Origin of the sequence: Wolbachia endosymbiont of Onchocerca gibsoni (genome assembly GCF_029169405.1) — a bacterium.
Lineage (GTDB): Bacteria > Pseudomonadota > Alphaproteobacteria > Rickettsiales > Anaplasmataceae > Wolbachia.
The window spans coordinates 942677-967629 of the sequence record NZ_JABUMP010000001.1; the positions used below are offsets into that span (position 1 = coordinate 942677).

Consider the following 24953-nt stretch of genomic DNA (forward strand, 5'->3'; position numbering starts at 1 on the left):
TTCACCAAATTTGAAGTTCTGTAGACTAATTTAGTACTAAACCAAGAAAAAATACTGAAGAAAAGTATTTAGGTAAAATTAATAAAGTTAAAATATAAATAAAGTTAGAATAGATTATAAATAAAATTATAGAATATAGAACAAGATTTAATTTTTCTAACTTACGACCATTTACATGGAGTAGTATATAGAAGTAGATATAGCTTCATGGATTATGTAGTAAAAAACAAAAAAAATTAGCAAATTCAAATCAGAAAAAATCCTAAAATTATTAGTAAAATAATATATAAATTAGTACTAAGAGGAGTAATCTTTTATAGATTAAATAGTATAAATGTAATCAATGAACTAGAATTAAAGTTTAAGGGCAACAAAGACAATATGAAGAAAGTTCATTCAGAAGAGTATATTAATTATATTAAAGAGTTTGCAAAAGCTATAAAAAATGTAGTTACTGCAGGGATAAAAAATGCAGAATATGATATTTTACTATCTACTCAGAAATACTCATGAGGTAGTACAATACATATTATAAAGATAATTAATGGAGTAAAAGAGATCAACTCAAGAAGAAACATAACCATAGTAGAAGCATAATAAAGATAGACAAGAGTAAAATGGAAATTACAATAGCAGTGGCATAAGCCACTATACTGACCTTATACAAATGGTAGTGATATAACATTAACTTCCTCCTCCACCCTAATTTAAGAAATGAAAGACAAAATTATATCCCAGCAGATTAAATAAAGACCAAATAATAGTAGAAGTAAAAAATCAAGAAAAGTTAAAAAATTAGAAAATAGGAAAAATTACATTAACCTTCTGAAAAAATTATCCTACCTAAACAAGATTCAAAAAAGTCAAAACAATAGTGAAAGTTTAAATTTTACTAATATAGTGAGCCTTGTGTAAAGCAATACATCCACTACAGAAAAGGTAAGCCAGNATAGGAGGCTAAAGTACTGTTAAGGTAAATCCAAAGTTACTCAAAGTAAAGCTTCTAGTAAGTCTTTAAAGACATAACATTATATTCCATTTAAAGCAAAACATACACCTAATGTTCTATCAAGCAGTCTTCTTACTCATTTGAAAACTTTTATTTGTGAGTGTACTAACACAATTTTTTTTGTGCCACAGTAAAAATATTACTTGATTTCAGGTTTTTTAAGGTGTTGTACTAAGTAGTAGAGCAACAAAACCTAATAATATATTAGCTACATCAGTAGGCAAAGTATCAAAACGTTAGAAAATATAAAAGCTATATTATCAACATAGCCAAAACTAGTAAATACAATAATAACATCAAAAAAAGTAAGTAGAAGTAGAACTAATAACGTTACTACCATTCAGAAAAGTGATATAAAAAGCAACAACAAGGTAAAAGAAAAAAGTAGCAAAATTTATTAATTGAGTAGAAAAGTTGTCACAAGAAAAAGATAAAGAAATTCAATAGTTATATAAGGAAGTAAAACTAAATATCGTATACCAGAAAAATTAAAAAATTCTAAAACAAAACAAAAAGACAAAATTAATAAGTAAAGTTGCAAGGCAATATTAAACAACCATCAGTAAAGTAATTTAAATCCGATAAATAAGCATACAAAATCGATAAGAAAATAAATCTTATAGATTAATGCACGAAAATGCTAATCTTACAAAAGTAAAAAAAAACAAAAAATTTACTGAAAAGATGATCCACTAAAAGAACATTAACACTGTACACTGCTATTATTTGTGCTGGTCTTGCTAGTAAGTTGACACAACTAGTACTTGTGTTCAATTTCACAACTAGGTTAGCTATCTTAGAGAATAATTAGTATAACGATAACATCTCTGCATTGACAGTTATAGTATAATATAATAACATTAAAACCTAGTACTTAATTGTAATAAAGCAAAAAAGGATAAGTACAAACAGAAACTTAGATCAGTTAAAAATAGAAAAAAAGGAGTTTTTTCAGATAAAGTCATTTACCCATTTTATATTTATCTCCCTTTATCTTCGCGCTTTTTTGTTGCTTTTGTAAACCCACTTACTTCTGTAAATAGGTAAAACTAGAATACTAATTTTCTAAAATTTGCTCGCTTTACTCTTTTACCATAACAGAGTCACCCTAAATTTCTAAATAAATCCCTAATTTTGATTTCTATTTCATTTACAACTCCTTTATTCATTTTAAGGTAATTTTTTATATTTCCCTTCCTTTGCCAAGGCATGTATTATTGTATGAATAATAAGTATCAGTTTTTTGAGCACACCAAGGTTTCACTCCTACATCTAGTATTTCCCTAAGTCTTAATATGCTATCATCATATATTATGTAAAACTTTGCTTCTCTAAATAGAGGAGCAACTTTATCTTTATAATTTTAACTCTCGTTTCCTACCTGTAACACTTTCCTTATCCTTTATTACACCAACCTTTCTGATATCAAGCATTACAGAAANATAAAACTTCAATACATTTCCGCCTATGTAGTTTCATGATTCCCATATACTACTCCTATTTTCATACAAATTTGATTAATAAATATTAATATGCGGTTTACTTTTGAAACTGTAGAGGTAAGTTTTTGCAGACCATGACTTTAAAACTCTTGTTTGTAGCCCTATACGTTAATCACCAATATCTCTTTTAATTTCACTTCTTAAAGTAAATGCTGCAACAGAACACACCAAACATTCAACAACATATAGAGCTTGTTCTCCAGTTTTTAGTTGTAAAATCACTAAACTACCAGTGTTTACTCCAAGTTTACAAGCACATATGACATTCAATACATGCTCCGCATCAACAAACTTACATAACCACCCTTTCTTCTTGAATCCAGCAATTACATGCAAAGCAAGAGTGGTCTTACCGGAACTCTTAGGACAAAGTATCTAAATCATACTTCCCTTTAGTAAACCTAATACCAAAGAGCTAAATCAAGTGAAATTGATCCTATATAACACTGATCTATTTCCCCTACAGGGGTTTTGCTTCAGTTTCATTATTACACCCCTACTAAATACTTTTTCAATTTGACTTATAGCATTGTCTAATACTCTTTGCTTATCATTATTTCTTTCTCATGAGTTGCTTATCATAGAGTATTTATTAATTTATATAATTCTTATATTAATTAAATAATAATGATCTACCAAGTGTTTTTTAATAACGAAAAACATTATCATAGAAAAATTAGCTACCTTAAATTATATTAAAATAGAAAATCAGATAGACTTTATAGTGCGATACAAAATAACAACAGAATACAACGGTAGCAGTTTCTCTGGCTGGCAGAAACAACAGCACTCTTCTAACTCAATTCAAGAAACCATAGAAAACGCAATATTTAATTTCAGTGGCGAAAAAATCACCTTACATTGCGGTGGAAGAACTGATGCAGGAGTTCATGCTTTAGAGCAAGTTGCTCATTTTGATATGGAAAGAGAATTCAAGCTCCATAGAATAAGGACTGCAATAAATTATCATCTAAAATCGGTTCCTGTAGTTGTTCTTAATGTAGAAACTGTAGATGATGCATTTCATTCACGATTTTCAGCAAAAAAAAGACATTATGAGTACAGAATAATTAATCGCTATGCCCCTGCAGCTTTAGAAGCTGGTTATGTGTGGCAAGTGTTTAATCCACTCGACGTAGACATTATGCGTAAGGCCGCTAAACACCTGCTCGGAAAGCATAACCTTTCAAGTTTTCGCTCAAAAGATTGTCAAGCCAAAAATCCGATAAGAACAATTGATGATATCGAGATAATCCAAAATGGAAGTCATATATACGTTAAAATATCTGCTATTTCGTTCTTACATAAACAAGTGAGGATCATTGTCGGCACTTTAGTCGAATTTGGAAAAAATAAAACTAATCCACAAGAAATGTTAAATATATTAAACCAACACAAAAGAAAAGCTGCTGGCGTTACTGCACCGCCTTGCGGTTTATACTTGGTGAAGATAGATTACTAGCTTAAGTCCTTATTGGCATTACTATATATAATGCATTTGGATCATTTTCATCAGTAATAATTGCAGCATTGTTACCATCAGCTAAGCTAAATTTACATTTATTTTTTATACAAGATAAAGCATCAAGCAAATAACGCGAATTAAATCCTATTTCTACAGGAGTTCCATTATAATCCACCTCTATAGATTCAGTTGCATCATTACATTCTTGAGAATTTGAGTGCAACGTTAATAGTTTTTCTTGTAACAAGAATTTAATAAACTTTATTTTATCAGATACTACAACAGAAATTCGATCTATGACACTAGCTAACCTACTGCTTTCAACGATCATTTGTTTATCTTGAGATACCGGAATAACAGCCTTATAATCTGGAAAAGTTCCATCTATCAATTTTGATATTAGAATATACTCACCACACGTAAATTTAATTTTTCTGTCTGAAAGCTTTATGTTAACTTCATTGCAATCATCTAATACTTTCAGCAGCTCCATAACAGCCTTACGTGGAATGATTACACCAAGTTCGCTATTAATATTTTCAGGTTTTGGTTTTCTCACACATGACAATCGATGCCCATCAGTTCCAACACAGTATAAAAATTGCTTATCTGTATGCAGATATACTCCATTTAAATTGTACCTTGTATCATCTAGTGATACTGCAAACTTTGTTTTAGTTAATAGATCTACTAGATCCGTATTTAGTAGAGTAAAATCATGTTTATGACTGCCTTCCTCAAGGATAGGAAAGTCGTTTGAAATTATATTCGGTAAGGAAAAGTTTGCATTTCCACAAGATATCAATAATTTCTCCTGATCATTCATTTCAAAATGAACATCTAAATTAGATGGTAGCTTTTTTACTATATTATGTAAAGTATGCGCTGAGATTTTTACTTCTCCTTCCGTTAACACATCTGCAGCAAGTGAGGCAAATATTGAAATATCAAGATCAGTGGCCTTTAATTTTATGCTGCTATGTTGCGCTTTGATATTTATACACGCCAAAACATCTATTGCATTGCGCTTTTCAACCACTCCACTCATTCTGGATAACGTATTTAAAAGGTCTGTGCGACCCACGCTAAAACGTATTTGCCCACAGACAAAACTCTGCTCTTTGATTTCTACATTTATACCTGCAACCTCTGACATACTAATTCCCAAAAATATGTTCTAAATGATATTCACATTCTACTTAAAGTAAAGTTCTATTTATCAAGACTTACGGCAAGATGGTAAACTAGAACTCTGCTACTCATTAGTGAAAAAACCTACTTTAAATACTATATACAACTGTATGAACGTTTTTAAGTATAAAACTATGGCGAATTTGTTATATAACAGATTATAATATACCAAAGATAAAAGCAACGAAAACAAAATTTTGAGTTTAGAAAGGGGATTGATTTAGAATCCATAAATATTTATCTTCATATGTAATTCTTGTGTGATAGGCGGTGTATGCATCCAATTATATATTTACTTAACTTGCTACTTGATCTTTACAGTCTTACTCTGATATGCTGGGTTATCTTGAACTGGTTGATTAAGTTTAATATAGTCAACATGTATAATGAGACCATAAGCAGCATGATGCAAACTTTAAACCGATTCACCCACACACCATTAAAGATTATTAGAAGATACATACGGCCGTTTAACGGATTAGATTTATCTGTAATGATATTGCTGTTAACAATTCACTTTGTAAAATATACAATAAATTACTACTTTTAAGTAGATGCTAAAAAAATGCCTGAAGTCAGTAATATACCTATTGTTGCTAATATATATATACATATCAGTTCTTAGCTATAATTATAAAGACTCATCTTTAAACACAGTCACAGATGAAAGAGTAACAAATTTGGGTGGGGTAGTGGGTTCATATTCAGCTGATATATTAGTTCAATTTCTTGGATTAGCTAGTATTACAGTAGTTACAACTGTAGTTTATTTTTTGATCTTTAGGCCATCAAAAAAGTTATCAAAAATTCTCTACTTAACATTAATCAATCTAGGAATATGCGCTACATTATCACAACTTTCACTCAGCATTACTGCAAAGTACATGCACAGTGGGATAGTGGGAAATGCTTTAATTAGTAGTTATCCGTTTTATATATTTACAATAACAGCATCAATAGGTATAATAGGGTTAATTGGCTGGAAGAGAATGACTAACTTTCTATTCTTCTTATATAAAAAAGTAGCATATCTCTCTGCAAAGGTTTTATTTTTCAGATTACATAAAATTATTGAATATTTAATTATTCCATCAGTAATAGAAGAAAAACACAGATCTCAAATTACTGCTAAACAACAACTAAAAGGAAGACAGAACAAAGCCACCAAAAAGATTTTTATACCCCTCAGTAAATTTGAATTTCCAAGCATTCATTTACTTTCCAAAGCAGAGAAATCTTTACAGAGAAATCAGCCGAATGAAACGGAGAGCAATAAGAACTTATCTTTATTGAAACAAGTTCTTAATGATTTTGGTGTACAAGGGAAAATTATCAATGTGTGTTATGGACCGGTTGTAACTTTATATAAACTTGAACCACGAGCTGGTACAAAATCTGCAAGAGTAATTGGNCTTGCAGATGATATTGCACGCTCAATGAGTGCAGTCTCTGCACGAATTTCAATAGTTCGTGGACAAAATGCCATGGGAATAGAATTACCAAACAAGGAACGAGAGATTGTGATGCTACGTGACTTACTCGAATCGCCAGAGTATCAAAATGCAAACTTAAATCTTCCAATTGCACTCGGTAAAGAAATAAGCGGGAAACCAATTATTGTCGATTTAGCAAAAATGCCACACTTGCTTGTTGCTGGAACCACAGGATCAGGTAAGTCAGTTGCGATTAATACTATGGTTCTTTCACTCGTTTATCGATTAAATCCTAATGAGTGTAAGATGATAATGATTGACCCTAAAATGCTTGAACTTTCAATATATGATAAAATACCGCATCTAATAACACCAGTAGTAACAGAGCCAAAAAAAGCTGTGATTGCTCTTAAGTGGATAATAAAAGAAATGGAAAATCGCTATCGCATGATGTCATATTTAAGCGTGCGTAATATAATAAGCTATAACAAAAAGATTACAGAAGCAATGAATAGTGGAACAGAACTAGAACGTGTTGTACAAATTGGCTTCAACTCAACAACAGGTAAGCCTCTATTTGAAAAAATGCCAATTAAAATGGAAACATTTCCATACATTGTAGTGATTGTAGATGAAATGGCAGACTTAATGCTTGTTGCTGGTAAGGATATAGAACGCTCTATTCAACGCTTAGCTCAGATGGCTCGTGCTGCAGGAATACATATTATAATGGCAACACAACGTCCATCTGTAGATGTAATAACAGGTGTGATAAAAGCAAACTTTCCAACGAGAATCAGTTTTGCTGTTACCTCTAAAATAGATAGTCGTACAATACTTGGTGAACAAGGAGCTGAACAATTGCTCGGTATGGGTGATATGCTTTATATGGCCTCTGGTGGTAAGATTATTCGAGTTCACGGCCCATTTGTAAGCGATGATGAAGTGCAAAATATAGTCAACCATCTAAAAAAGCAAGGTGAACCAAATTACATGAAAGAAATCATAAAAGAAGATGAAAATTCTTCTGCAGAGTTTGATGGTGAAACAGATAATGAAGAAAATGATCTATACAAACAAGCAGTGGCTATCATCCAGAGGGATCGAAAAGTCTCAACTAGTTACATTCAGAGACAGCTTAAAATAGGATATAATAGAGCTGCAAGTATTGTTGAAAGAATGGAAAAAGAGGGCGTTGTCAGCGCTCCAAATTACTTAGGAAAAAGAGAAATATTAACNGAATGACTCCTTTCAAACCATCCGCACTATGGTACCTATAAGTAGCTGATATAATACCTAATTGAAGCAAAATAAAATGGGTTTGCCTACAAAAATATTTTTCAACTCGTTCATTTTTGGGTTCATTTTCTACCCTTACTTTATAAAGTTTCTAAAAAAAATTAGCAAAGGTGGACAACCGATTAGGTCATGCGGACCAGAAAGCCATTTAATCACAAAGAGAAACACTCCTACTATAGGTGGGATAATAATACTGATCTCTACTTCATTACCAGTTTTACTTTGGACTCAATTAACGCCAGAAACTCTATTGCTGGTATTTATGATTTTCTTTTTTGCTCTGATCGGATTTATTGACGATTATTTAAAATTAAAAGCATACACCCATCAAGGTTTAAGAGCGAAAACTAAAATATTTATCCAATTTATAGTTGTTCTTGTTATTATGTTTATATTTAAGCCATATCTTGCTGAAGGTTCTACAAAAACGTTTTTATTTAGGGAAATAACAATTGACTTTGGCTATCTATATGTCCCATTCGCTACATTTGTAATTGTCGGTTCTGCTAACGCTGTAAATCTCACAGATGGCCTTGATGGCCTTGCTGCAACTCAATCTATCACTTCTTTTGTTTCTTTGGGATTAATCGCGCACGTAACTCAAGCAAGTATGAGCATCATTTTATTCTGTATTGCTTTTATAGGAGCAATTTTAAGTTTCTTGTGGTTTAATACCCACCCAGCAAAAATATTTATGGGTGACGTTGGCAGCTTATCAATCGGTGCAGCCTTAGGATTGATTAGTGTTCTAATTAAAAGGGAAGTGCTTTTCGCTATTATCGGAGCAATCTTTGTTATGGAAACTTTGTCTGTTATCATTCAGATATCATACTTTAAATATACAAAGTTTAAACATGGAAAAGGGAAAAGAATTTTTCTCATGACACCAATACACCACCATTTTGAAGAGAATGGGTGGTTAGAAAATGAAATAGTTGTAAAATTCTGGATAATTACTATTACTTGTTCAACCTTTACTGTAGCTTTCTTGTTATAGAAACTTATGACATACCCGGACTTTACATTAGAAAATGAGTTATCAGGAATAGTAGCAGGAGTAGATGAAGTTGGAAGAGGATCACTAGCTGGTCCAGTAATATCCGCAGCAGTAGTATTCACCAACAGAAATACAACCATTAAAGGAATTAACGACTCAAAAAAATTAACTGCTAAAAGTAGGCAAGTTCTGTATGAAAAAATAATATCTACTGCAAAATTTGGTATAGGGATAGCAAGTGTGAAGGAAATAAATTCATATAATATTTTGCAAGCAACAAAACTTTCAATGCAACGTGCGTTGATAGACTTAAGATTAGAATTAGATTACGTGCTAGTTGACGGTAACCAACCACCTAAAATAAAATGGCAAACAAAGTCTATAGTAAACGGTGATAGTTTGAGTATATCAATTGCGGCAGCATCGATCATTGCAAAAATTACAAGAGATCAACTGATGCAAGAATTGCATCATCAGTACCCAGAATATAATTGGTATAAAAATAAAGGATATGGAACAAAAGAGCACATAGAAACCATCGAGATATATGGTATTACAGAACATCATAGAGAAAGCTTTATGCCCATTTTAAAACTGCGCTAAACTAATATGCGTTCACCTCATATTTATAACCATCAACAATAAATTTAAATGGGATTATACCATCTAGAGTTGCTTTTATGTTGGACAAAGTAAAGTTGATATCAACAATTTGATTTCTCGCCTTTTTATTTTGCTCAATTACAAAAACCACAGTAGCATTTCCTGAAAATGCTATTAGATCTTCAACTGATCGGTTAATAGATAATTTTATCACATTTATATTAGTAATTTTTCTTTTAGACAAAGACAAATCACTAGCTTCATTATTCACTTTTTCTTGAAAACTTTGATAGATTCTATGTGTAGAATTGTTTTTTATAAAATTTTTTTGGTATTCTGGTTCAACATCTTTATTAGATTCATATACCTTAATATACTTACTTATTAAGTACTTAGCCGTAGAAATATATTCATCTTTCCTCTTATTGGAATTCAGCTTATGCATTACAGAAAACTCACCTTCTGTGTGAGTTGCATATCTAACAAAGTTTAAATCTTTTTTAACAGGAAACAACAAGTATATATTCAGCAGTAATAAACATAAGCATACCAAAAGAAATAATACCATAACCGTCATCCAAGACCTTTCTACTACACAAAACAGATATCTATGACAATACCATTCAACCGCTTTATTAAAATAACTCTTGTTTTTTACTGATTTAAACAGTCTGTCTTCCATAACAAAGAACTAAGCTTAATTACTACAATAATAAAATTCAAAAAATTTGAATTATATCTAAATTTTTTAAAAAATAAATGATTATATTACCTCGTTCTGCAATAAGGTAAAATTTATCAATTCTGCTAATATCTATATTTATCATTTTTGCATCAAAACTTCTAAGATCAGAGATATTATCATCTAAACTTTTTTGTGGTAATTATAATAACGTAACTTATTTCGATGATCAAAATAACAAACTCATTAGCAAGGATCCCAGCTTTTCTTACTAATCTATTTTTGATTAACTCAAATAAAACCAATAATATAATCTTGTAACCTAAGTTTGATAAGCCTCTATGTAGCAAAAACTTAAGTACATAACCAAAATATTCCTTAAATTTAAATCACAATCTTTTTTACATTACCAAAATCTACAAATTTATATTCATCTGAAAAATTGAAACATTGTGGACCATACTTTTTATATTCAAAAAACTCATAACTTATAATATAATAAAACATTAATTAACAATTACTATCATTTAACTTAATAATCTTTAAATAATGGAAACCACCAGGAATTTTTATCTTTTCTTTATAATATGATTGCGTATAACAAACCTATCACCGAGTATATAACAACCAACACCATTCGGACAAGATAAATACACTAATTACAGTATTAGCTCAAAGCTAACTTCGTAAATATACCATTTAACAACTACTTCCCCTTTTCNATTTAATGTTACTCCTTAACCTACAACTATATTTTTAACCAAGTTTGATTCTTTTTACATATACCCCAACATAGCACCCGCTAAAAACTCTACTGATTACCATATACTTAACTATTCCCAATTAAATTGGGCACCTCAAACACCAAATTAATAGGATTTAACCATAAATTCAAATTAAAAGTACTATACTATATTTTCATAAAATTGATGCAATGATATTAATTGCATTAGCTAAAACATGCTTTCTATCTAAGTGTAGTTGTTCAGCAGCAACAAAAAGCTCATCTATTTTTCTCCATTGACTTAGCAGAACTCTAACATCACTCACACCTTTCTTTATACTTTCTAAAATGAAGGTTTGAATCATATATGATACTAATTCCAGCTCAATTTTGCTATTAATTACTTTATGAATCAATTCAGGATTATTTAAATTAGGAAGGAATTTATAAAAGGACCTACACGATTCATAATTATCGCTACTTATTGCACTTATTATCATTCCCGGTATCCCAGGAAATAAAGTAATAATTTCATTAAACGTTTGATCATCAAATTTACATTGAGATGAAACAATTTGCTTTGTTTCATCGTAGGTCAGTGGCAGTAAATTTAGCTGAAAGCATCTATACTTAATAGTAGTTTGTATATTGTATGGCTTATGGCTCACTATAAATATCTTAGAGTTTTCTGGCGGTTCTTCTAGAATTTTTAATATTGCATTTCTAGCATTCCTTGTCATCACCTCTAAACCATCTATTATAGCAACCTTGTATTTCGATTGAATAGGGCTTAAGTGCAGAAAATTTTTCATTTCTCTCACCATTTCTACTCCTATTATATCACCCTCAACAACGTGCAAATCTAACGCTACCTCATTGCAATCTCCCACAAGAAACCAATTAGAAAAAGATTTTGCTAGTGTTGCTTTTCCTATACCTTTTTTACCGCAGATTAACCAAGATTGAACAGATAAGTTATTCATTAACTTCTTCTTAGCTTGATCGTGCCCTATTACCTTTTTCATTCTTCTTTCAAGATACTTCTATTCAAAAGTATATCTCACTTATCATTTGAAGCGAAATCATACCCTCCCTTATAACCTCAATCTTATCTTGAGTTAAGTCAATAATAGTAGACTCTATACCAGAAACTAATTTATCATCTTCAGCTACTGCTGATAAATGCTGTTTGATAGATTTAGGTATACCGCTAGCTTTATATGCACCTTGTTCTCCTGAAATATTTACACTAGTTGCAACTAGTGGAGTTTTCAGTTCATTCAATATTGAAATTACAATAGGATGATCAGGAATTCTTATACCTACGCTACCTTTAAAGAATTCATTTGGTAATATGTTGTTATTTTTAAGCGGTAAAATATAGGTAATTGGCCCAGGAGAAAAGTGATTTACTAAACTAGTATACTTTTCCTCTAGCTTTGCTATTCTCGCCAAACTGGAAATATCATTAACGAATATAGATAGTGGTTTATTTCGAGAACGCTTCTTCACTTGGTATATTTTTTTTATAGCTCTGCTATCTAGTGCATTGCAAGCAAGAGCATAAATCGTTTCTGTTGGAAAACATACCAACAAGTTATTCCGTATAGCATTCACTATTCTAGGTATCATATAGTTAAAACTTACATTCACAGTAATTATTTTTTATATGAAGTAAATAATTTTACGTAACTTTTACAATATTACTTTCTTCTACCAAACTTGACATGAAATGATATTATAGTTAATACTCAAGCAGGTTTACTTAAATTTACCACTAATAAACTAGGTTAAATATGTTCACTTCTAAAGTTCTTGCAGCAGATAAAGCTAGCAATGCATCAAGCATTGGTGCATCTTTTGCTAATCTTATCCCACTGATTTTAATAGTTGTAGTGTTTTATTTTTTTATTATTCGCCCACACTACAAAAAATTAAAAGAACTTAAAAAAATGATAGATCAAGTAAAGCGTGGTGATACTGTTGTTACTTCCGGTGGAATAATAGGCGAAGTCAACAAGCTTGACGAAGCAAATGCACAGTTTGTAATAGAAATAGCGCCAAAGGTCGAAATAAAAGTTCTAAAATCTGCTATATCTGAAGTTTTAAATAAAGAAGTTCGAAAAGTAGTAGTCAAACCAACTGAAAAGAATAAAATCGAGAAGGAAGACAAAAAAATAAAAGTCAGTCAGACAAAAGTAAAAAAGGATAAAACAAAGTAAAAGTAAAAAACACTTTGTAACTCTAAAACTTTGTTGTGTGTGGGATATTTGATGTAGTAAGTGATGACAATTTGATAATACCAACTTTACTAATCGGATTGCGGAGGTTTGAATATGGCAAGTATTATTTTTCAGATATAGTAATATAAACAATAAAGCAAGATGGAAGTCAAAAATCAAAAAACAGAGTTGAAAAGTTATTGAGGTTGTTGATAATAGCAAAATGTCCAGCGGTACACAGTTAGCATAGTACATGCTCGCTGGGCACAGAGTTCAGACCTTAAAAAGGTTCATCCTATCTATACAAATAACATTATTATTTCCATAACGGAATAACTGAGAATTGCAATTTGCTAAAAAATAACTTAGAAAAAAGGAAATACAGTTTCATATTGACACTGATACGGAAGTTATACTAAATATATTAACTATATATCTTAATAATGGGCTTTTGCCTATTGATTCTCTATCTAATAGCTCAAGCAATTTACATAGCTCATTCGCTTTAGTCTTATTATTTGCAGAATACCTAGATGCTTTACTTGTTGCAAAAAGAAATCCACCTTTAACAATAAGCTATAACTATAATACTTTATTTGCTACGTCCGATTCTAATACTTTAAGCACCTAGCAAAAAGAATATCCCATCCGGAAGATGGTGACATTGCAGTAATAAAGTTCAGCATAGTTGTCATATATAATAACGATGTACGGTTTGAACGTAACACAGAAAGTAATAGTCCGAACAATTTTTTAATTAGCAAAAATGGTTACCCCTAGCTTCACGTTAAAAGAAATTTTCAAGCAACCTCACACATTAAATAAAACAACAAAATCAATTTTATAAAAAGTATACAGAATCAATATCTGCTAACGAAAAACTATTTTCTAAGCTAAGTCATATTACTATAGTCGAACGTGAATCATCTTATTTAACTATATTAATAGCGAAGTATTACCTGAAAGGTGTTGCTCAAATCCTGGCATATTTAGAAATTTCATATCAAAATTTAGACATAGCAACATAAGACTAGAAGAAAGAAGTTAAGGTTATTTAGCTCTTAATCTCCAAAACTAGAGATATTATAGAAGCGCTATGCTATGGAAAATTACAGAATAAATAACCATTAGCATAACTAATACATTAAATAGTGACATCAAAAAATGTCAGATGTTGTATTACATACTCGTACTAGACCAGAAATTGATGTCGCTTCAACAAAAACTCTTTCTGCACAACTCACGGTTTTGGTTTTAGCATGCTTTGTTTTAGAGTTTACAAAAATAAAAGGTACATTTAAGTAAGAAAAGAATAAAGTAGTTAAGTAATACTATTAACTCTATCCCTAAATATATTAAGCATGTTTTAAACATAGCAAAAGTACAACCTGTATCAGGCAGTATACTAGAACACAGCAGCACTATTTCAATCTACAGAGAAGCTCATATGGAGTTACAATGGAAGATATGTTAAAGATAAAAGATCTTTCACATATTAATATCACCTGCATCACAACAGGAAAGATAAACACAGTTCAATTGCTTTAATAGATTCATCTGTATTTGTTATAATAAGCATCCCACACGATAATTTATTTTTTAAGATATTATCCAATACACAAGAAATTATTATAATAAAAAGTAAAGTGCTTGCTTAAGCGATAAGCAAAAAGTCTCATTTTAAAGAGAAGCTTGTATAGATAGTTGTGCAAACTCCTAGGTACTGATAGTTATTTTATCCCTAAGTAATCTATATAGTATAGCTATATAATTCCTTGCTTATACTCAACTGCAATAAAAAAAGTATTAGATGCTGATGTATTCAAGAAATTTAACTAAGTCTGTTATTGCCGAACAATTCATCCAGTGTTAGCTATAATACAATACTTTCATATCCATCAAATTATTCTGTCATAAATAAACTCTTCTGAGTTATACCTTTATAACTAAGTCAAAAGGTTCTAATAAACAAAAAATAATACTGCTTAAGTCAGTTAGTGAGCCCCATTCATTCCATGGTCAACTCCTTATAGAAAATCTATACTGTTGTATGCTTGACACTAAACTTCAGTTTTCTTTACAATCTATTTCGTGAAANNAAACAAAAATGTTTATTTGTTACTATAGCCGGGTTACCCAATGCTGGAAAGTCTACACTAATTAATAGCATTGTAGGTAGAAAGATCGCAATTGTTACTCCAAAAGCACAAACAACCAGGACACAAATAAAGGGTATTACAATATTTAATGAAACACAAATTATCTTTACTGATTCTCCAGGAATCTTTTTAGCAGGAACAAAACTTGAAAAAGCTCTAGTTAAATCTGCATGGTCAGCAATCAAAAGTGATGATATTACTTTGTTACTCATTGATGTAAGCAATTACTTTAAAAATATGAAGAGAATCAAAATCATATTCACACAATTACAGCACACAAAAGCAAGATGCATTTTGGTTATCAATAAGGTTGATCTGGTAAAAAAGCCTGAGATAAAAATGGCCTGCAAAGATTTGAGTTTGCTTTATAGATTTGAAAAGATTTTTGTAATATCAGCACTAAAAAGTAATGGACTTTCTAATTTGATGAATTACTTATCCGAAATTGCACCAGTGAGCCCTTGGTTTTATAGGAAAGATCAAGTAACTGATTCTTCTGCAAATTTCTTATCAGCAGAAACCACAAGAGAAAAATTATCCTTGAATTTACGTGAGGAATTACCATATTCTATAGCTATCATAACTGAACAATTTCAAGAAAAAAAAGATAAGAGTTTAGTCATAAAACAGATCATATTTGTGCTAAAAAAGAGTCATAAAAAAATAGTGCTAGGAAAGAATGGTAGCTGCATTAAAAAAATTGGTATCGATGCACGCGCTGAACTAGAAAAATTATTTAAGCGCAAAGTCCATCTATTTTTATTTGTAAAAGTACGGTCTTGGATTGACCACCCTGAGGAATATATAAGTAATGCTTAATTCCTTACTGGTGTTTGACATTGAAACTATACCAGATGTAAGCTCCTGCAAGAATCTCCTTAATATCAGTGATAGTAGTAGTATGAAAGAGAAAAGAGATGCATTGACAAAGTATCATCTCGAAATAACAAATGGATACAATCCTTTCCTTCATCAGCTTCTCCATCATATTGTAGTTATCAGTTTTTTATCCTGCAGTATAAGCTACAGGAATGGTTATGAGACATTCAAACTACAAGAAATTAGTTCTGGTGGTACACTAAATTCTAGTGAAAAAGAACTAGTGAAGGGATTTTTCAGTTACATATCAGAGAAAAGACCGAGATTGATCTCATTTAATGGGCGTACTTTTGATATGCCGGTGCTAAAATACCGTGCCATGGTCCATGGCATTCAAGCAGAATACTTTTATAAAGCTGGCGACAAGTGGAATAGCTACAATCAAAGATATAGTAGTGATTGGCATTGTGATCTACTTGAGTCTCTCTCTGATTTCGGAGCCTCTGCGAAAGTAAAAATGAATGAAGTTTGTGCAGTACTTAATCTCCCTGGTAAAACTGGAGTTGATGGGTCACAAGTTATGGACTTATATGACAGTGGTAAGATACAAGAAATTCGAAATTATTGTGAAACAGATGTAGTTAACACTTACCTGATTTACCTACGATTTATGCATCATCAAGGAAGAATAACTACTGAAAGTTATAACAAAAATGTAGAAGAGCTTCTCTCGGAATGTGAAAAAAAGGCACATTTAAAAAAATTTAAAGAAGAATGGGAAATGATCTGTGATGGAAAGTTTTATATTAAATTCTAAAGCAACTAGTAGATTCAAATTATATGCTATTCTTACTATAGCTTTATTCTATACACAAAAACTACAATTGTACTAATACCATAATTTAAGTCTACCAGGAGAGTATAGTCCAAGTACTAACACTTTTTACGCTGGCATAATGAAAGTAGCCACCTATAATGACGTCCTAGTACGTGATGCTGGAAATTTAATGTCACTTTATAATAGCATCTCCAAGTCCTTCCTTGTTCCCAGAACTTAGGAAAACTCACTTTCAATTAAGTGGTTGTATAATAAAAATCAGATTTCAGTGCTACGCGTCAAAATAGCATCTTCTATTATAAATAGCAAATGTTCATTTATAATTGAAATTAACTTATAAACACCCAAGAAATTTATCAAATAGAGAAAAAGGAAAAAGAAACCCTAATTGCTATACAATAGTCACTTCACTGAATTCTGCACAGATTGAAGAAAAATGAATATTTTTTATCATTAGAGCAAATTTTGTTAAGAGGATTTTACACTTAATCCATATTTCCATTATCTTACAATTTTTGTATAATCTATAAGTTCGATCGGCAAATTATGAAGATAATAATAGGTAGTGCTAGTAAAGAATTAGGAAAATCAATAGTTAACAAGCTAAATATTCAATCATCCATTGTTCAGGTATCAAGATTTGCAGATGGTGAGATGAACGTACACGTAAAAGACGATGTCTATGATCAAGAGGTATATATAATACAGTCAATTTCTTCTCCTGCAAATGATAATCTTATGGAGCTTCTGCTTACAATTGATACAGTAAAAAGATTAGGAGCTAAAAGAATAACAACAATCATTCCTTATTATGGATATAGTAGACAAGATAGGACTATTAAAAATAATAATATGCAATCTGCTTTAGGTGCTAAATTAGCCGCAAATCTCATTCAAACTGCAGGTACAAGCAGTGTCGCAGTCATCGATTTGCATTCAAATCAAATCGAAGGGTTTTTCGATGTACCAATAACCAATTTGAGCTGCTTTGAAGTATTTGTTGAATCTACACACACAGAAAATTTAGCAATAGTTGCACCTGATGTTGGAGCAATCGGTAGAGCGCGTGCTTTTGCAAAGACTTTAGAGAAAGAGCATAAGATAAAATTGAGTGATGAGATCATTATAATAGATAAATATAGAGAAAAAGCAGGCACATCTCAAGTAATGAACATAGTAGGAGAGGTGACAAGTAAAAATTGTGTTATTGTTGACGATATAGTTGATTCTGGTGGAACATTATGTAATGCAGCTTCTGCTTTAAAAAGTTACGGAGCAAGATCTGTAATTTCATGCGTAACACATAGCGTCCTTTCAGGAAATGCAGTTGAAAAAATCTGTTCCTCTTCTCTAGATAAATTAGTAATTACAGATACTATACTTCATAAACTCGAAAAAACTGGTAAAATAAAAGTTGTTTCGATCGCAAATATTTTAACTCGTTTCATTCAAGGAGATAAAGATGCCAATTAAGTCAACAGAGGATGTAATCACTTCACTAATAGAATTTGTAAATAAGAGAAAAGTAACAATTACAAAAGAAGAAATGCTTAAAATTGCACAACTTGTAAGAATTAAATTATCAAATGATGAAATTGAGCATTACTCCAAGGAGTTAACAATGTTGGATTGGATACATGATACTTTATTGCAAGTTAATACTGAAGGTGTTTCCCCTGTACGCTATGGTGCTATAGACAAGGTCATTCACGTGCACGATGATGTTGTCGATTCTCAAAATATTAAAGAAGAAATATTATCCAACACAAAATCTGAACATGGATATTTTGTAGTGCCAAAGGCTATAAGCGATTAAAGTAAAGCTGGCACTAAACTTTCTAAAAAAAACAGTAAAAAATCTATACGGCCTTGAATATAATCTCACCCAAAAGTATAACTTAGTCAATGAAAATATAGAGTTGTTTATTATAATTGAAAGGTTCAATGACTTTGCTTGAACATTTGATATAATAAAATTATAAAGTCTATTAAAGTCTAGCATGAATGAGGTAATAACGTTTGGTTGTCGTCTAAATTTTTATGAAAGCGAACTAATCAAAGAAGAACTAAGAAAAGCAAAAAGAGAAAATATCATTGTAGTACATAGCTGTGCAGTAACAAATGAAGCAGAACGTCAGGTAAAGCAAAAAATACGTAAGATTCATAAAAATAATCCAAACAAAGAGATTATTGTAGTTGGTTGTGCCGTTCAATTAGATCCTGAATCGTACAGTAACATCCCTGGTGTAAGCAAAGTATTGAATAATCAAGATAAGCTAAAGGCTTCAAGTTATTTGCTAAATAATGATAAGATATTAGTCAATGGTAACCAACCAAGTACTCTTTTAATTAATAAATTTGAAGATAAGTCAAGAGCATTTATTAAAATCCAAAACGGCTGTAATCATAGTTGCACATTTTGCTCAATCACTAAAGCAAGAGGAAATAACCGATCCACGCCAGTAAGCAGTATTATTGAGCAAATCAAGATTTTTGTAGCAAATGATTATCAGGAAGTAGTGTTTACAGGAGTTGATATCACTGATTTTGGTACAGATCTATTTGGCAAACCTTCGCTTGGTTCAATGATCAAGAGAGTTTTAAAGGATGTTCCAGAATTAAGAAGGCTTAGACTTTCTTCTATTGATGTTGCTGAAGTCGACAATGAATTAATGGACTTAATAGTCAACGAGCCAAGGTTTACACCACATTTGCACTTAAGCTTACAATCTGGCAATAATTTAATCCTAAAAAGAATGAAACGTCGTCATAGCAGGGAACAAGTGATAGAATTTTGCCATAAAGTAAAAAACTTAAGATCTGATATGGCATTTGGTGCTGATATTATCGCTGGGTTCCCAACAGAAACTGATGAAATGTTTCAGGATACGGTGAATCTCTTAAAGGAAGCAAACATAGTTTACTTGCATGCTTTTCCATATTCAAAGCGGAAAAACACACCTGCAGCACGGATGCCACAAGTGCCAGAGAATGTGCGTAAAGAGCGGATAAAGAACTTGAGAAGAATGAATAAAGAAATGATAGATAATTTTTATCAATCTTTGATAGGTACTAAACAAAGTGTTCTGGTTGAACAAAATAATATTGGCAGAGCAGAAAATTTTGCACCAGTAAAGCTCTTATCAAAGGCTCAGGTCAAAAGTATTGTGGAAGCTAATGTTATAGGAATAGAAAAAAATCATTTAATCGGAAGTATTCTTTCCTGACTTTTTAATACAAGAGAAATGTATAGTAATATCAAAAATTATAAGCTTATTCATGATTAGAAAATCTGTTGTTCTTGATGTATTGCTAATCTTATGTACTGGCCTTTTTTCTGCTCAGGCTAATAAAAGTTGTTCAAATAATGAACAATTCATAGAAAATTTAATTCTTATAGAAAAATCTATATGCCATGAATCGAGAAAATATAATGAAAAAGAGCCTACATTAATTAAAGACAGAAAACTTAATTTTTATGTCAGCGCTAATAGCGGCAAGATATATTCTGATAATTCAAAGCCATTTGTGAACGGCATAAAAGCAATTGGAGAGAGAGTCTCCACATTAGTTGAAAGCCGTTATGATGCTATAATAAAAAATATAGTTGCAGATGAAATTGAAAGTGTAAAAAAATTTAATGGTGAAATTGATTTTCAGTGGTTACACAGCCTATCTTTAGGTTACTATGCTGGAAAAAACGGCCGAGTTGATTTTGAAGCTACATACTCTAAGTTTGATATTAAAAATGGTAATTCTCCTCCAATATTTTATAGATCGGCTGGTATATTTGCATTTCTGTTAAATGTTTATTATAACCCCAGTATTCAAGATACACAAATCGCTCCATACATTGGTCTTGGTATAGGACCAGCAGTTTTTAAGCTAAGAAAGATTAATGGATTGTCACAAAATTCAATGCCACTGAATGTTCCTTGGTTTGCTTATCAAGTAAAACTTGGTGTTGATTATTCAATAGTCCCAGAAATTAAGTCCTTCCTTGGCTATCGTTACTTCAGCATCCCAATGCCTATTGCAGATGACATATCAACCCATAGTATTGAGGTCGGCCTGATATTCAATTTTTAATAATAATTTAACATATACACATATTTACCTTTTTTACCCAATAAACCAAACAGTGACACAATTGTTTCTTTTAGAAAGATGACAGCTTCTGTCACCTTCATGTTATCCGCTACTCTTTTTGATTTTTGATAAATATATCCTTAAAATCATTAAAGCTCTGCTTATCTTCTCTATACTCTATGAGTTGACTTAATTACTATAACCTCACCGCTTTTAACCTTTAATATAGAGTTCATTCTCCCGATTTCAATAATTAACATCACTTTTAATTTTATTTACTCTGCTGTATTATATACTTTATACTTGAATTTTTGGTGTAACTATTAACTCTTAATAAAGTTGGAATATATCCATAAATATTTCACTAGCATCAACATTGATGCTTGAACTATTAACACAACATCTATTGGAACACTGTTTATTTCAATAACTAAGGCATAATTAAATTTATAGTATCTTTTTATACATCAGAAATAAAATAAACACGATTTTCAGTGAAAGAAATCATTGCTTATTGATTATTTGTAACATATATTCTAGAATATGAGAAATATACTTGGAGATCAAGTTTATNNCNNNNCTAAACTCTTTACTAAATTAATAATAGAGTTTATCCTGATCCATTACAGGTTTGGTTCTATTAAGCAAATCACTTAAGTGAATACCAGAAAGGTATTTATCGTTTAGTATAAATTCAACTATTTTTACTTCTATCACTACCTAAAAATACTAACTTCTTAACCTTATTAAGGTACTCTTCAACAATTTTATGTCTACTTTTCTAACATTCAAAATAATACTACCGGTTTCTTCTCTATTGAACAAAGTAATTTTCCATCATCTACGCCATTGACATTTATTATTGTATTCAAATCATTTTCCAATGAATTCTACAAATCACTGCTATATTGAGAGATTTCAATAACACTATTGTAATCCTCATCAACGTTGCTCTCCCATCACTATTAGTAATGCTGCTATCAACAATAAAGCTACTTCGAGCAAAGTGTTGAATATTAACAAAGTTAGCACAATAATTCTGTGCATATAGTGAGTCTGCTCAATTTTAACTGAACTATTATTCTTTGACAGCTCAGTTTATTGCTGTCAACTACATTTACTTCATTTATATTTTTATCTTCTAGTTTTAAAACAATATTACCTGACATTTTCAGACCTACATTCAAGTTAAATGTCAGAAAATTTCCTATCTCAATCAGCAAACCCTTACCAGGGNTTTTTTACTAACGTTGATCTAAATAAGCTGACTACTAGCTGTAAGATCAGGAAATTTTATTGGCAAAGGCACAACTTCTAGTACTGCTAGTTTAACATTCTCCAAAATAGGCATTTTGTCTTTGCTTAGCCTCATTAAGTGGCCATGCTTACTTGCATATCATAATAATCTTTCTTTGTAGTTTATCTTGGTAAGGTCTTCTCTTAATTACGTCCCTGAGCATGTACAAGAAACGATAAAAAGAAGCACTAAATACCAAGAAATAACCACTAGAAAAAAGCATACAAAAGCCACTCTAATGGATTTCTATAAAAATATTAAAAATGATTTAACTTTGTTTCCATTTGACAGAATCATAAGAAAAGCTTTGCTAAGCCTTTGATCTAATATTAACTCAACTATTGATTCTGTTTTCAGTACTTGAAAAACCTTTCTTGAGAAGTTACATAAACCTTTTTTGCTTTGAGCTTTACAGGTGATATCAGCAGCATATCAAACTACATCTTTAATATCTTGTCATCCGCACATTCATCATACTCGATCTCAACTGTAGAATGTGCAATTTCGAACTCACTTAATAGTATTTTTTTTATTCCATACAAAATATCAGTATGATGTGCATCTTGCCTTACCTTAGCATGCATAGTAATTATAAAATAATTATCAGACAGTGACCATGTATGTATGTGATGCACATCAACAACTTCAGGTAGCTTAGACACAATCCCGCTCTTTATCCCTTCAGCAGATACCCCTTCAGGGGTACCTTCAAGAAGGATATGACAAGAATTTTTGAGAATCTTATAGCCACTATTTAAGATTACTATGCTAACAAATATCGATAAAATAGGATCTACTACTTGCCATTTAGTTAGCATAATGATTATAGATGCAAATATAGCACCTACAGAGCCTAAAATATCTCCTATAACGTGCAATACGGCACTTTTTATATTTATATTGCTTTCACATTTACTATGTAATATAAAAAAGACTATAACATTAGCAATCAACCCAAGTGTAGCAATAATTAACATTATTCTCCATTCAATGTTGACTGGGAAAATAAATCTCTTTATTGATTCAATAATAATAATTACTGAAATAAAGAATAAAGTTAAACCATTGATGAATGCTGCAATTATCTGTAACCTGTGATATCCGTATGATCTTTGCAGATCAGATTTTTTAGCTGAAAATTTGTGTGCTATCCAACTTAAAATTAAGGCAAAGAAATCAATAAACATATGCCCTGCATCTGATAATAGAGCAAGCGAATGTGAAATTATTCCACCTACTATCTCTATAAACATGGTTATTGCTACTATTATTATGGAATGAATTAAACGCCTGGATTCTGCTGCTGAATGTTTACCGTTGTGCACCGCTGTCATATAAAACCTTCCCATGGATAAAAGTAGGTAACACTGGACTCGAACCAGTGACCTTTTGCACGTCAAGCAAATGCTCTACCAACTGAGCTAGTTACCCATTGTTGCTTCAGTATAGTGCTTCAGCAAAATGAAAGTCAATTTGCTTTTAAATTATTGTGCTCTACTTAACATGATTCAGAAATCTAGCCGTATAGGACTTTAACTATACTCTATAATTTTACAGAGTAAATTAATTATTTATATCTTTTTTTTTTCCAAAATAGAGATTCATTCTTTTTTTAGGAAGATTACACTAAGATCTAAATATATATTTGAAAATTAAATATGAAACGGATAATAAAATGTTTAATACATATCAAAGTAAAATAGTTGAACTAGAGTCATAAAAAACAAATTATAGATAATAAGTAAAGTTAAAGCAAACAACTATCAGCTTCTAAAAATGTAAAGATCATAAATGACCATGCTTTTTACAAACCAATCTGCGTAAATAAGCTTACATTGATTTTTTAACAAAGCAGTTTGAATTATTATATAAATACATCTCTAAAGAGATGATAAAAAACTTTTACTACTAAGAAAGTAAATAACTTTCACAAAGAGAGAGGTATTCCTTTACCTACAACAAATGTAGTTACTTCCTTTTGACCAAAGGACAATACAAAATGTTATGTGAATTATGAATAAACTTAGTAAGGAACTATAATTATAAATATACGTCTGATAAAATTAATATTACAGCTTCATATATGAAGGCGCTCTCAGTCAACTACCAAAGTTATCAAGACTACATAGTAGACTCTGACGCATATTATAGATTCATATATAAGAAACTTATTATATTGCATGCTTTTCAAAGGCTTGAGAGAGGTCAAACTAAAAAACAGGCAAGAAAAAGTCTGAGTAATATTAATAGAAAAGAAATTAAGGAATTCTTTAAGAAGCTTCTCAAGAAGAATGAAAAAGTGATTTAGTGATCCGGGCAAATAAAAGAGTATCTAGATGTAGATGTAGATGTAGAATATAATGTATTATACGAAAAGATCTCCGAAAAACTTGTCTATACAGCATGAATATTGACAAAATTAAGAGAACATATAACTAATATGATATAATATTTTCAACAGAAAGTGAATTTGGAAAAATGAGAAAAGCTCAGAAAAAAACTAAATTCAGCAAGTATCATGAACAAAAAATATGGTTAACATTTCAGGGTAGAATAAATCTAAAAGTTACTGAGAGCAATATTGACACTGAGTTTAATCTGAACATTGATTTACTCTAGAACAA

At 30.8% G+C, this 24953-nt stretch carries 20 protein-coding genes, 1 tRNA gene and 1 pseudogene; 14 read left to right on the forward strand and 8 right to left on the reverse strand.

Annotated elements, in window-relative coordinates; translation table 11 throughout:
* The first annotated feature begins 381 nt into the window (after positions 1 to 381).
* A complete protein-coding gene (locus HSX44_RS03675; RefSeq protein ID WP_275602350.1) occupies positions 382 to 513 on the forward strand; it encodes a hypothetical protein in 132 nt (43 codons plus the stop codon).
* Positions 514 to 2112: 1599 nt separating this feature from the next.
* Here HSX44_RS03675 and HSX44_RS03680 read toward each other — a convergent pair.
* A pseudogene (locus tag HSX44_RS03680) lies at positions 2113 to 3036 on the reverse strand (recombinase RecA).
* 199 nt (positions 3037 to 3235) lie between these two features.
* Here HSX44_RS03680 and truA point away from each other — a divergent pair.
* Complete coding sequence (gene truA / locus HSX44_RS03685) at positions 3236 to 3973, forward strand: tRNA pseudouridine(38-40) synthase TruA (protein ID WP_275602351.1); 738 nt, start codon at positions 3236 to 3238, stop codon at positions 3971 to 3973.
* 1 nt (position 3974) lies between these two features.
* Here the strand turns inward: truA and dnaN are convergent, their stop codons facing one another.
* Positions 3975 to 5132, reverse strand: coding sequence for a DNA polymerase III subunit beta (gene dnaN, locus HSX44_RS03690; protein ID WP_275602352.1), 1158 nt, complete (start codon positions 5130 to 5132; stop codon positions 3975 to 3977).
* 309 nt (positions 5133 to 5441) lie between these two features.
* Here dnaN and HSX44_RS03695 point away from each other — a divergent pair, with 309 nt between their 5' ends.
* The 4 genes from HSX44_RS03695 (at position 5442) to HSX44_RS03710 (ending at position 9499) form a co-directional block, all read left to right on the forward strand.
* Positions 5442 to 5717, forward strand: coding sequence for a YggT family protein (locus HSX44_RS03695; protein WP_275602353.1), 276 nt, complete (start codon positions 5442 to 5444; stop codon positions 5715 to 5717).
* A gap of 4 nt (positions 5718 to 5721) precedes the next feature.
* The gene (locus tag HSX44_RS03700) at positions 5722 to 7845 is read left to right on the forward strand and encodes an FtsK/SpoIIIE family DNA translocase (RefSeq protein ID WP_275602354.1); all 2124 of its coding nucleotides are present in this window, start codon (positions 5722 to 5724) and stop codon (positions 7843 to 7845) included.
* Positions 7846 to 7915: 70 nt separating this feature from the next.
* On the forward strand, positions 7916 to 8896 hold the full coding sequence (gene mraY, locus HSX44_RS03705; RefSeq protein ID WP_275602355.1) for a phospho-N-acetylmuramoyl-pentapeptide-transferase: 981 nt from the start codon (positions 7916 to 7918) through the stop codon (positions 8894 to 8896).
* Positions 8897 to 8902: 6 nt separating this feature from the next.
* Complete coding sequence (locus tag HSX44_RS03710) at positions 8903 to 9499, forward strand: ribonuclease HII (protein WP_275602356.1); 597 nt, start codon at positions 8903 to 8905, stop codon at positions 9497 to 9499.
* Position 9500: 1 nt separating this feature from the next.
* On the opposite strand, the gene HSX44_RS03715 is transcribed toward HSX44_RS03710, so the two are convergent.
* The 3 genes from HSX44_RS03715 to HSX44_RS03725 form a co-directional block, all read right to left on the reverse strand.
* Positions 9501 to 10181, reverse strand: coding sequence for a VirB8/TrbF family protein (locus HSX44_RS03715; protein ID WP_275602357.1), 681 nt, complete (start codon positions 10179 to 10181; stop codon positions 9501 to 9503).
* Positions 10182 to 11099: 918 nt separating this feature from the next.
* Entirely contained in the window at positions 11100 to 11930 is an 831-nt protein-coding gene (locus HSX44_RS03720) for a DNA polymerase III subunit delta' (RefSeq protein ID WP_275602358.1), read from the reverse strand.
* A gap of 22 nt (positions 11931 to 11952) precedes the next feature.
* Positions 11953 to 12537: an L-threonylcarbamoyladenylate synthase gene (locus HSX44_RS03725; RefSeq protein ID WP_338063369.1), complete on the reverse strand. Its 585-nt coding sequence runs from the start codon at positions 12535 to 12537 to the stop codon at positions 11953 to 11955.
* A 164-nt stretch (positions 12538 to 12701) separates the two neighbouring features.
* Here HSX44_RS03725 and yajC point away from each other — a divergent pair, with 164 nt between their 5' ends.
* The 8 genes from yajC to HSX44_RS03765 all read left to right on the forward strand — a co-directional run bounded on the left by yajC (position 12702) and on the right by HSX44_RS03765 (position 21032).
* The gene (yajC, locus tag HSX44_RS03730) at positions 12702 to 13127 is read left to right on the forward strand and encodes a preprotein translocase subunit YajC (protein WP_275602360.1); all 426 of its coding nucleotides are present in this window, start codon (positions 12702 to 12704) and stop codon (positions 13125 to 13127) included.
* A 1164-nt stretch (positions 13128 to 14291) separates the two neighbouring features.
* On the forward strand, positions 14292 to 14432 hold the full coding sequence (locus HSX44_RS03735; RefSeq protein ID WP_275602361.1) for a hypothetical protein: 141 nt from the start codon (positions 14292 to 14294) through the stop codon (positions 14430 to 14432).
* A 749-nt stretch (positions 14433 to 15181) separates the two neighbouring features.
* Complete coding sequence (gene era / locus HSX44_RS03740; protein ID WP_275602362.1) at positions 15182 to 16105, forward strand: GTPase Era; 924 nt, start codon at positions 15182 to 15184, stop codon at positions 16103 to 16105.
* A complete protein-coding gene (locus tag HSX44_RS03745; RefSeq protein WP_275602363.1) occupies positions 16098 to 16922 on the forward strand; it encodes a 3'-5' exonuclease in 825 nt (274 codons plus the stop codon). Before era ends, HSX44_RS03745 begins: the two co-directional genes overlap by 8 nt.
* A 567-nt stretch (positions 16923 to 17489) precedes the next feature.
* Positions 17490 to 18416 (forward strand): ribose-phosphate diphosphokinase, encoded by a 927-nt coding sequence (locus tag HSX44_RS03750; RefSeq protein WP_275602364.1) that lies wholly within the window; start codon positions 17490 to 17492, stop codon positions 18414 to 18416.
* Positions 18406 to 18759: an Asp-tRNA(Asn)/Glu-tRNA(Gln) amidotransferase subunit GatC gene (locus HSX44_RS03755; protein WP_275602365.1), complete on the forward strand. Its 354-nt coding sequence runs from the start codon at positions 18406 to 18408 to the stop codon at positions 18757 to 18759. The genes HSX44_RS03750 and HSX44_RS03755 overlap by 11 nt, the downstream gene beginning before the upstream one ends.
* Before the next feature lie 184 nt (positions 18760 to 18943).
* Positions 18944 to 20170, forward strand: a complete 1227-nt coding sequence (mtaB, locus tag HSX44_RS03760; RefSeq protein WP_275602366.1) for a tRNA (N(6)-L-threonylcarbamoyladenosine(37)-C(2))-methylthiotransferase MtaB — start codon at positions 18944 to 18946, stop codon at positions 20168 to 20170.
* A 52-nt stretch (positions 20171 to 20222) separates the two neighbouring features.
* Positions 20223 to 21032, forward strand: a complete 810-nt coding sequence (locus HSX44_RS03765; protein ID WP_275602367.1) for a P44/Msp2 family outer membrane protein — start codon at positions 20223 to 20225, stop codon at positions 21030 to 21032.
* Positions 21033 to 22057: 1025 nt separating this feature from the next.
* On the opposite strand, the gene HSX44_RS03770 is transcribed toward HSX44_RS03765, so the two are convergent.
* From HSX44_RS03770 to HSX44_RS03780, 3 genes are all read right to left on the reverse strand, one after another.
* Positions 22058 to 22201 carry a hypothetical protein gene (locus HSX44_RS03770; protein ID WP_275602368.1) on the reverse strand — a complete coding sequence of 48 codons (144 nt, stop codon included), beginning with the start codon at positions 22199 to 22201 and terminating at the stop codon, positions 22058 to 22060.
* A 565-nt stretch (positions 22202 to 22766) separates the two neighbouring features.
* Positions 22767 to 23663: a cation diffusion facilitator family transporter gene (locus HSX44_RS03775; protein WP_275602437.1), complete on the reverse strand. Its 897-nt coding sequence runs from the start codon at positions 23661 to 23663 to the stop codon at positions 22767 to 22769.
* Between the two features lie 24 nt (positions 23664 to 23687).
* Positions 23688 to 23760, reverse strand: a tRNA-Val gene (locus HSX44_RS03780).
* Positions 23761 to 24953: the final 1193 nt, after the last annotated feature.

Excerpts from the sequence above, each read along its gene's own strand:
- HSX44_RS03675 (WP_275602350.1), top strand. The coding sequence starts at position 382 with ATGAAGAAAGTTCATTCAGAAGAGTATATTAATTATATTAAAGAGTTT.
- dnaN (WP_275602352.1), bottom strand. The coding sequence starts at position 5,132 with ATGTCAGAGGTTGCAGGTATAAATGTAGAAATCAAAGAGCAGAGTTTT.
- HSX44_RS03695 (WP_275602353.1), top strand. The coding sequence starts at position 5,442 with ATGCATCCAATTATATATTTACTTAACTTGCTACTTGATCTTTACAGT.
- mraY (WP_275602355.1), top strand. The coding sequence starts at position 7,916 with ATGGGTTTGCCTACAAAAATATTTTTCAACTCGTTCATTTTTGGGTTC.
- HSX44_RS03710 (WP_275602356.1), top strand. The coding sequence starts at position 8,903 with ATGACATACCCGGACTTTACATTAGAAAATGAGTTATCAGGAATAGTA.
- HSX44_RS03715 (WP_275602357.1), bottom strand. The coding sequence starts at position 10,181 with ATGGAAGACAGACTGTTTAAATCAGTAAAAAACAAGAGTTATTTTAAT.
- HSX44_RS03720 (WP_275602358.1), bottom strand. The coding sequence starts at position 11,930 with ATGAAAAAGGTAATAGGGCACGATCAAGCTAAGAAGAAGTTAATGAAT.
- HSX44_RS03725 (WP_338063369.1), bottom strand. The coding sequence starts at position 12,537 with ATGATACCTAGAATAGTGAATGCTATACGGAATAACTTGTTGGTATGT.
- yajC (WP_275602360.1), top strand. The coding sequence starts at position 12,702 with ATGTTCACTTCTAAAGTTCTTGCAGCAGATAAAGCTAGCAATGCATCA.
- HSX44_RS03735 (WP_275602361.1), top strand. The coding sequence starts at position 14,292 with ATGTCAGATGTTGTATTACATACTCGTACTAGACCAGAAATTGATGTC.
- HSX44_RS03745 (WP_275602363.1), top strand. The coding sequence starts at position 16,098 with ATGCTTAATTCCTTACTGGTGTTTGACATTGAAACTATACCAGATGTA.
- HSX44_RS03750 (WP_275602364.1), top strand. The coding sequence starts at position 17,490 with ATGAAGATAATAATAGGTAGTGCTAGTAAAGAATTAGGAAAATCAATA.
- HSX44_RS03755 (WP_275602365.1), top strand. The coding sequence starts at position 18,406 with ATGCCAATTAAGTCAACAGAGGATGTAATCACTTCACTAATAGAATTT.
- mtaB (WP_275602366.1), top strand. The coding sequence starts at position 18,944 with ATGAATGAGGTAATAACGTTTGGTTGTCGTCTAAATTTTTATGAAAGC.
- HSX44_RS03765 (WP_275602367.1), top strand. The coding sequence starts at position 20,223 with ATGATTAGAAAATCTGTTGTTCTTGATGTATTGCTAATCTTATGTACT.
- HSX44_RS03770 (WP_275602368.1), bottom strand. The coding sequence starts at position 22,201 with ATGTCAGGTAATATTGTTTTAAAACTAGAAGATAAAAATATAAATGAA.
- HSX44_RS03775 (WP_275602437.1), bottom strand. The coding sequence starts at position 23,663 with ATGACAGCGGTGCACAACGGTAAACATTCAGCAGCAGAATCCAGGCGT.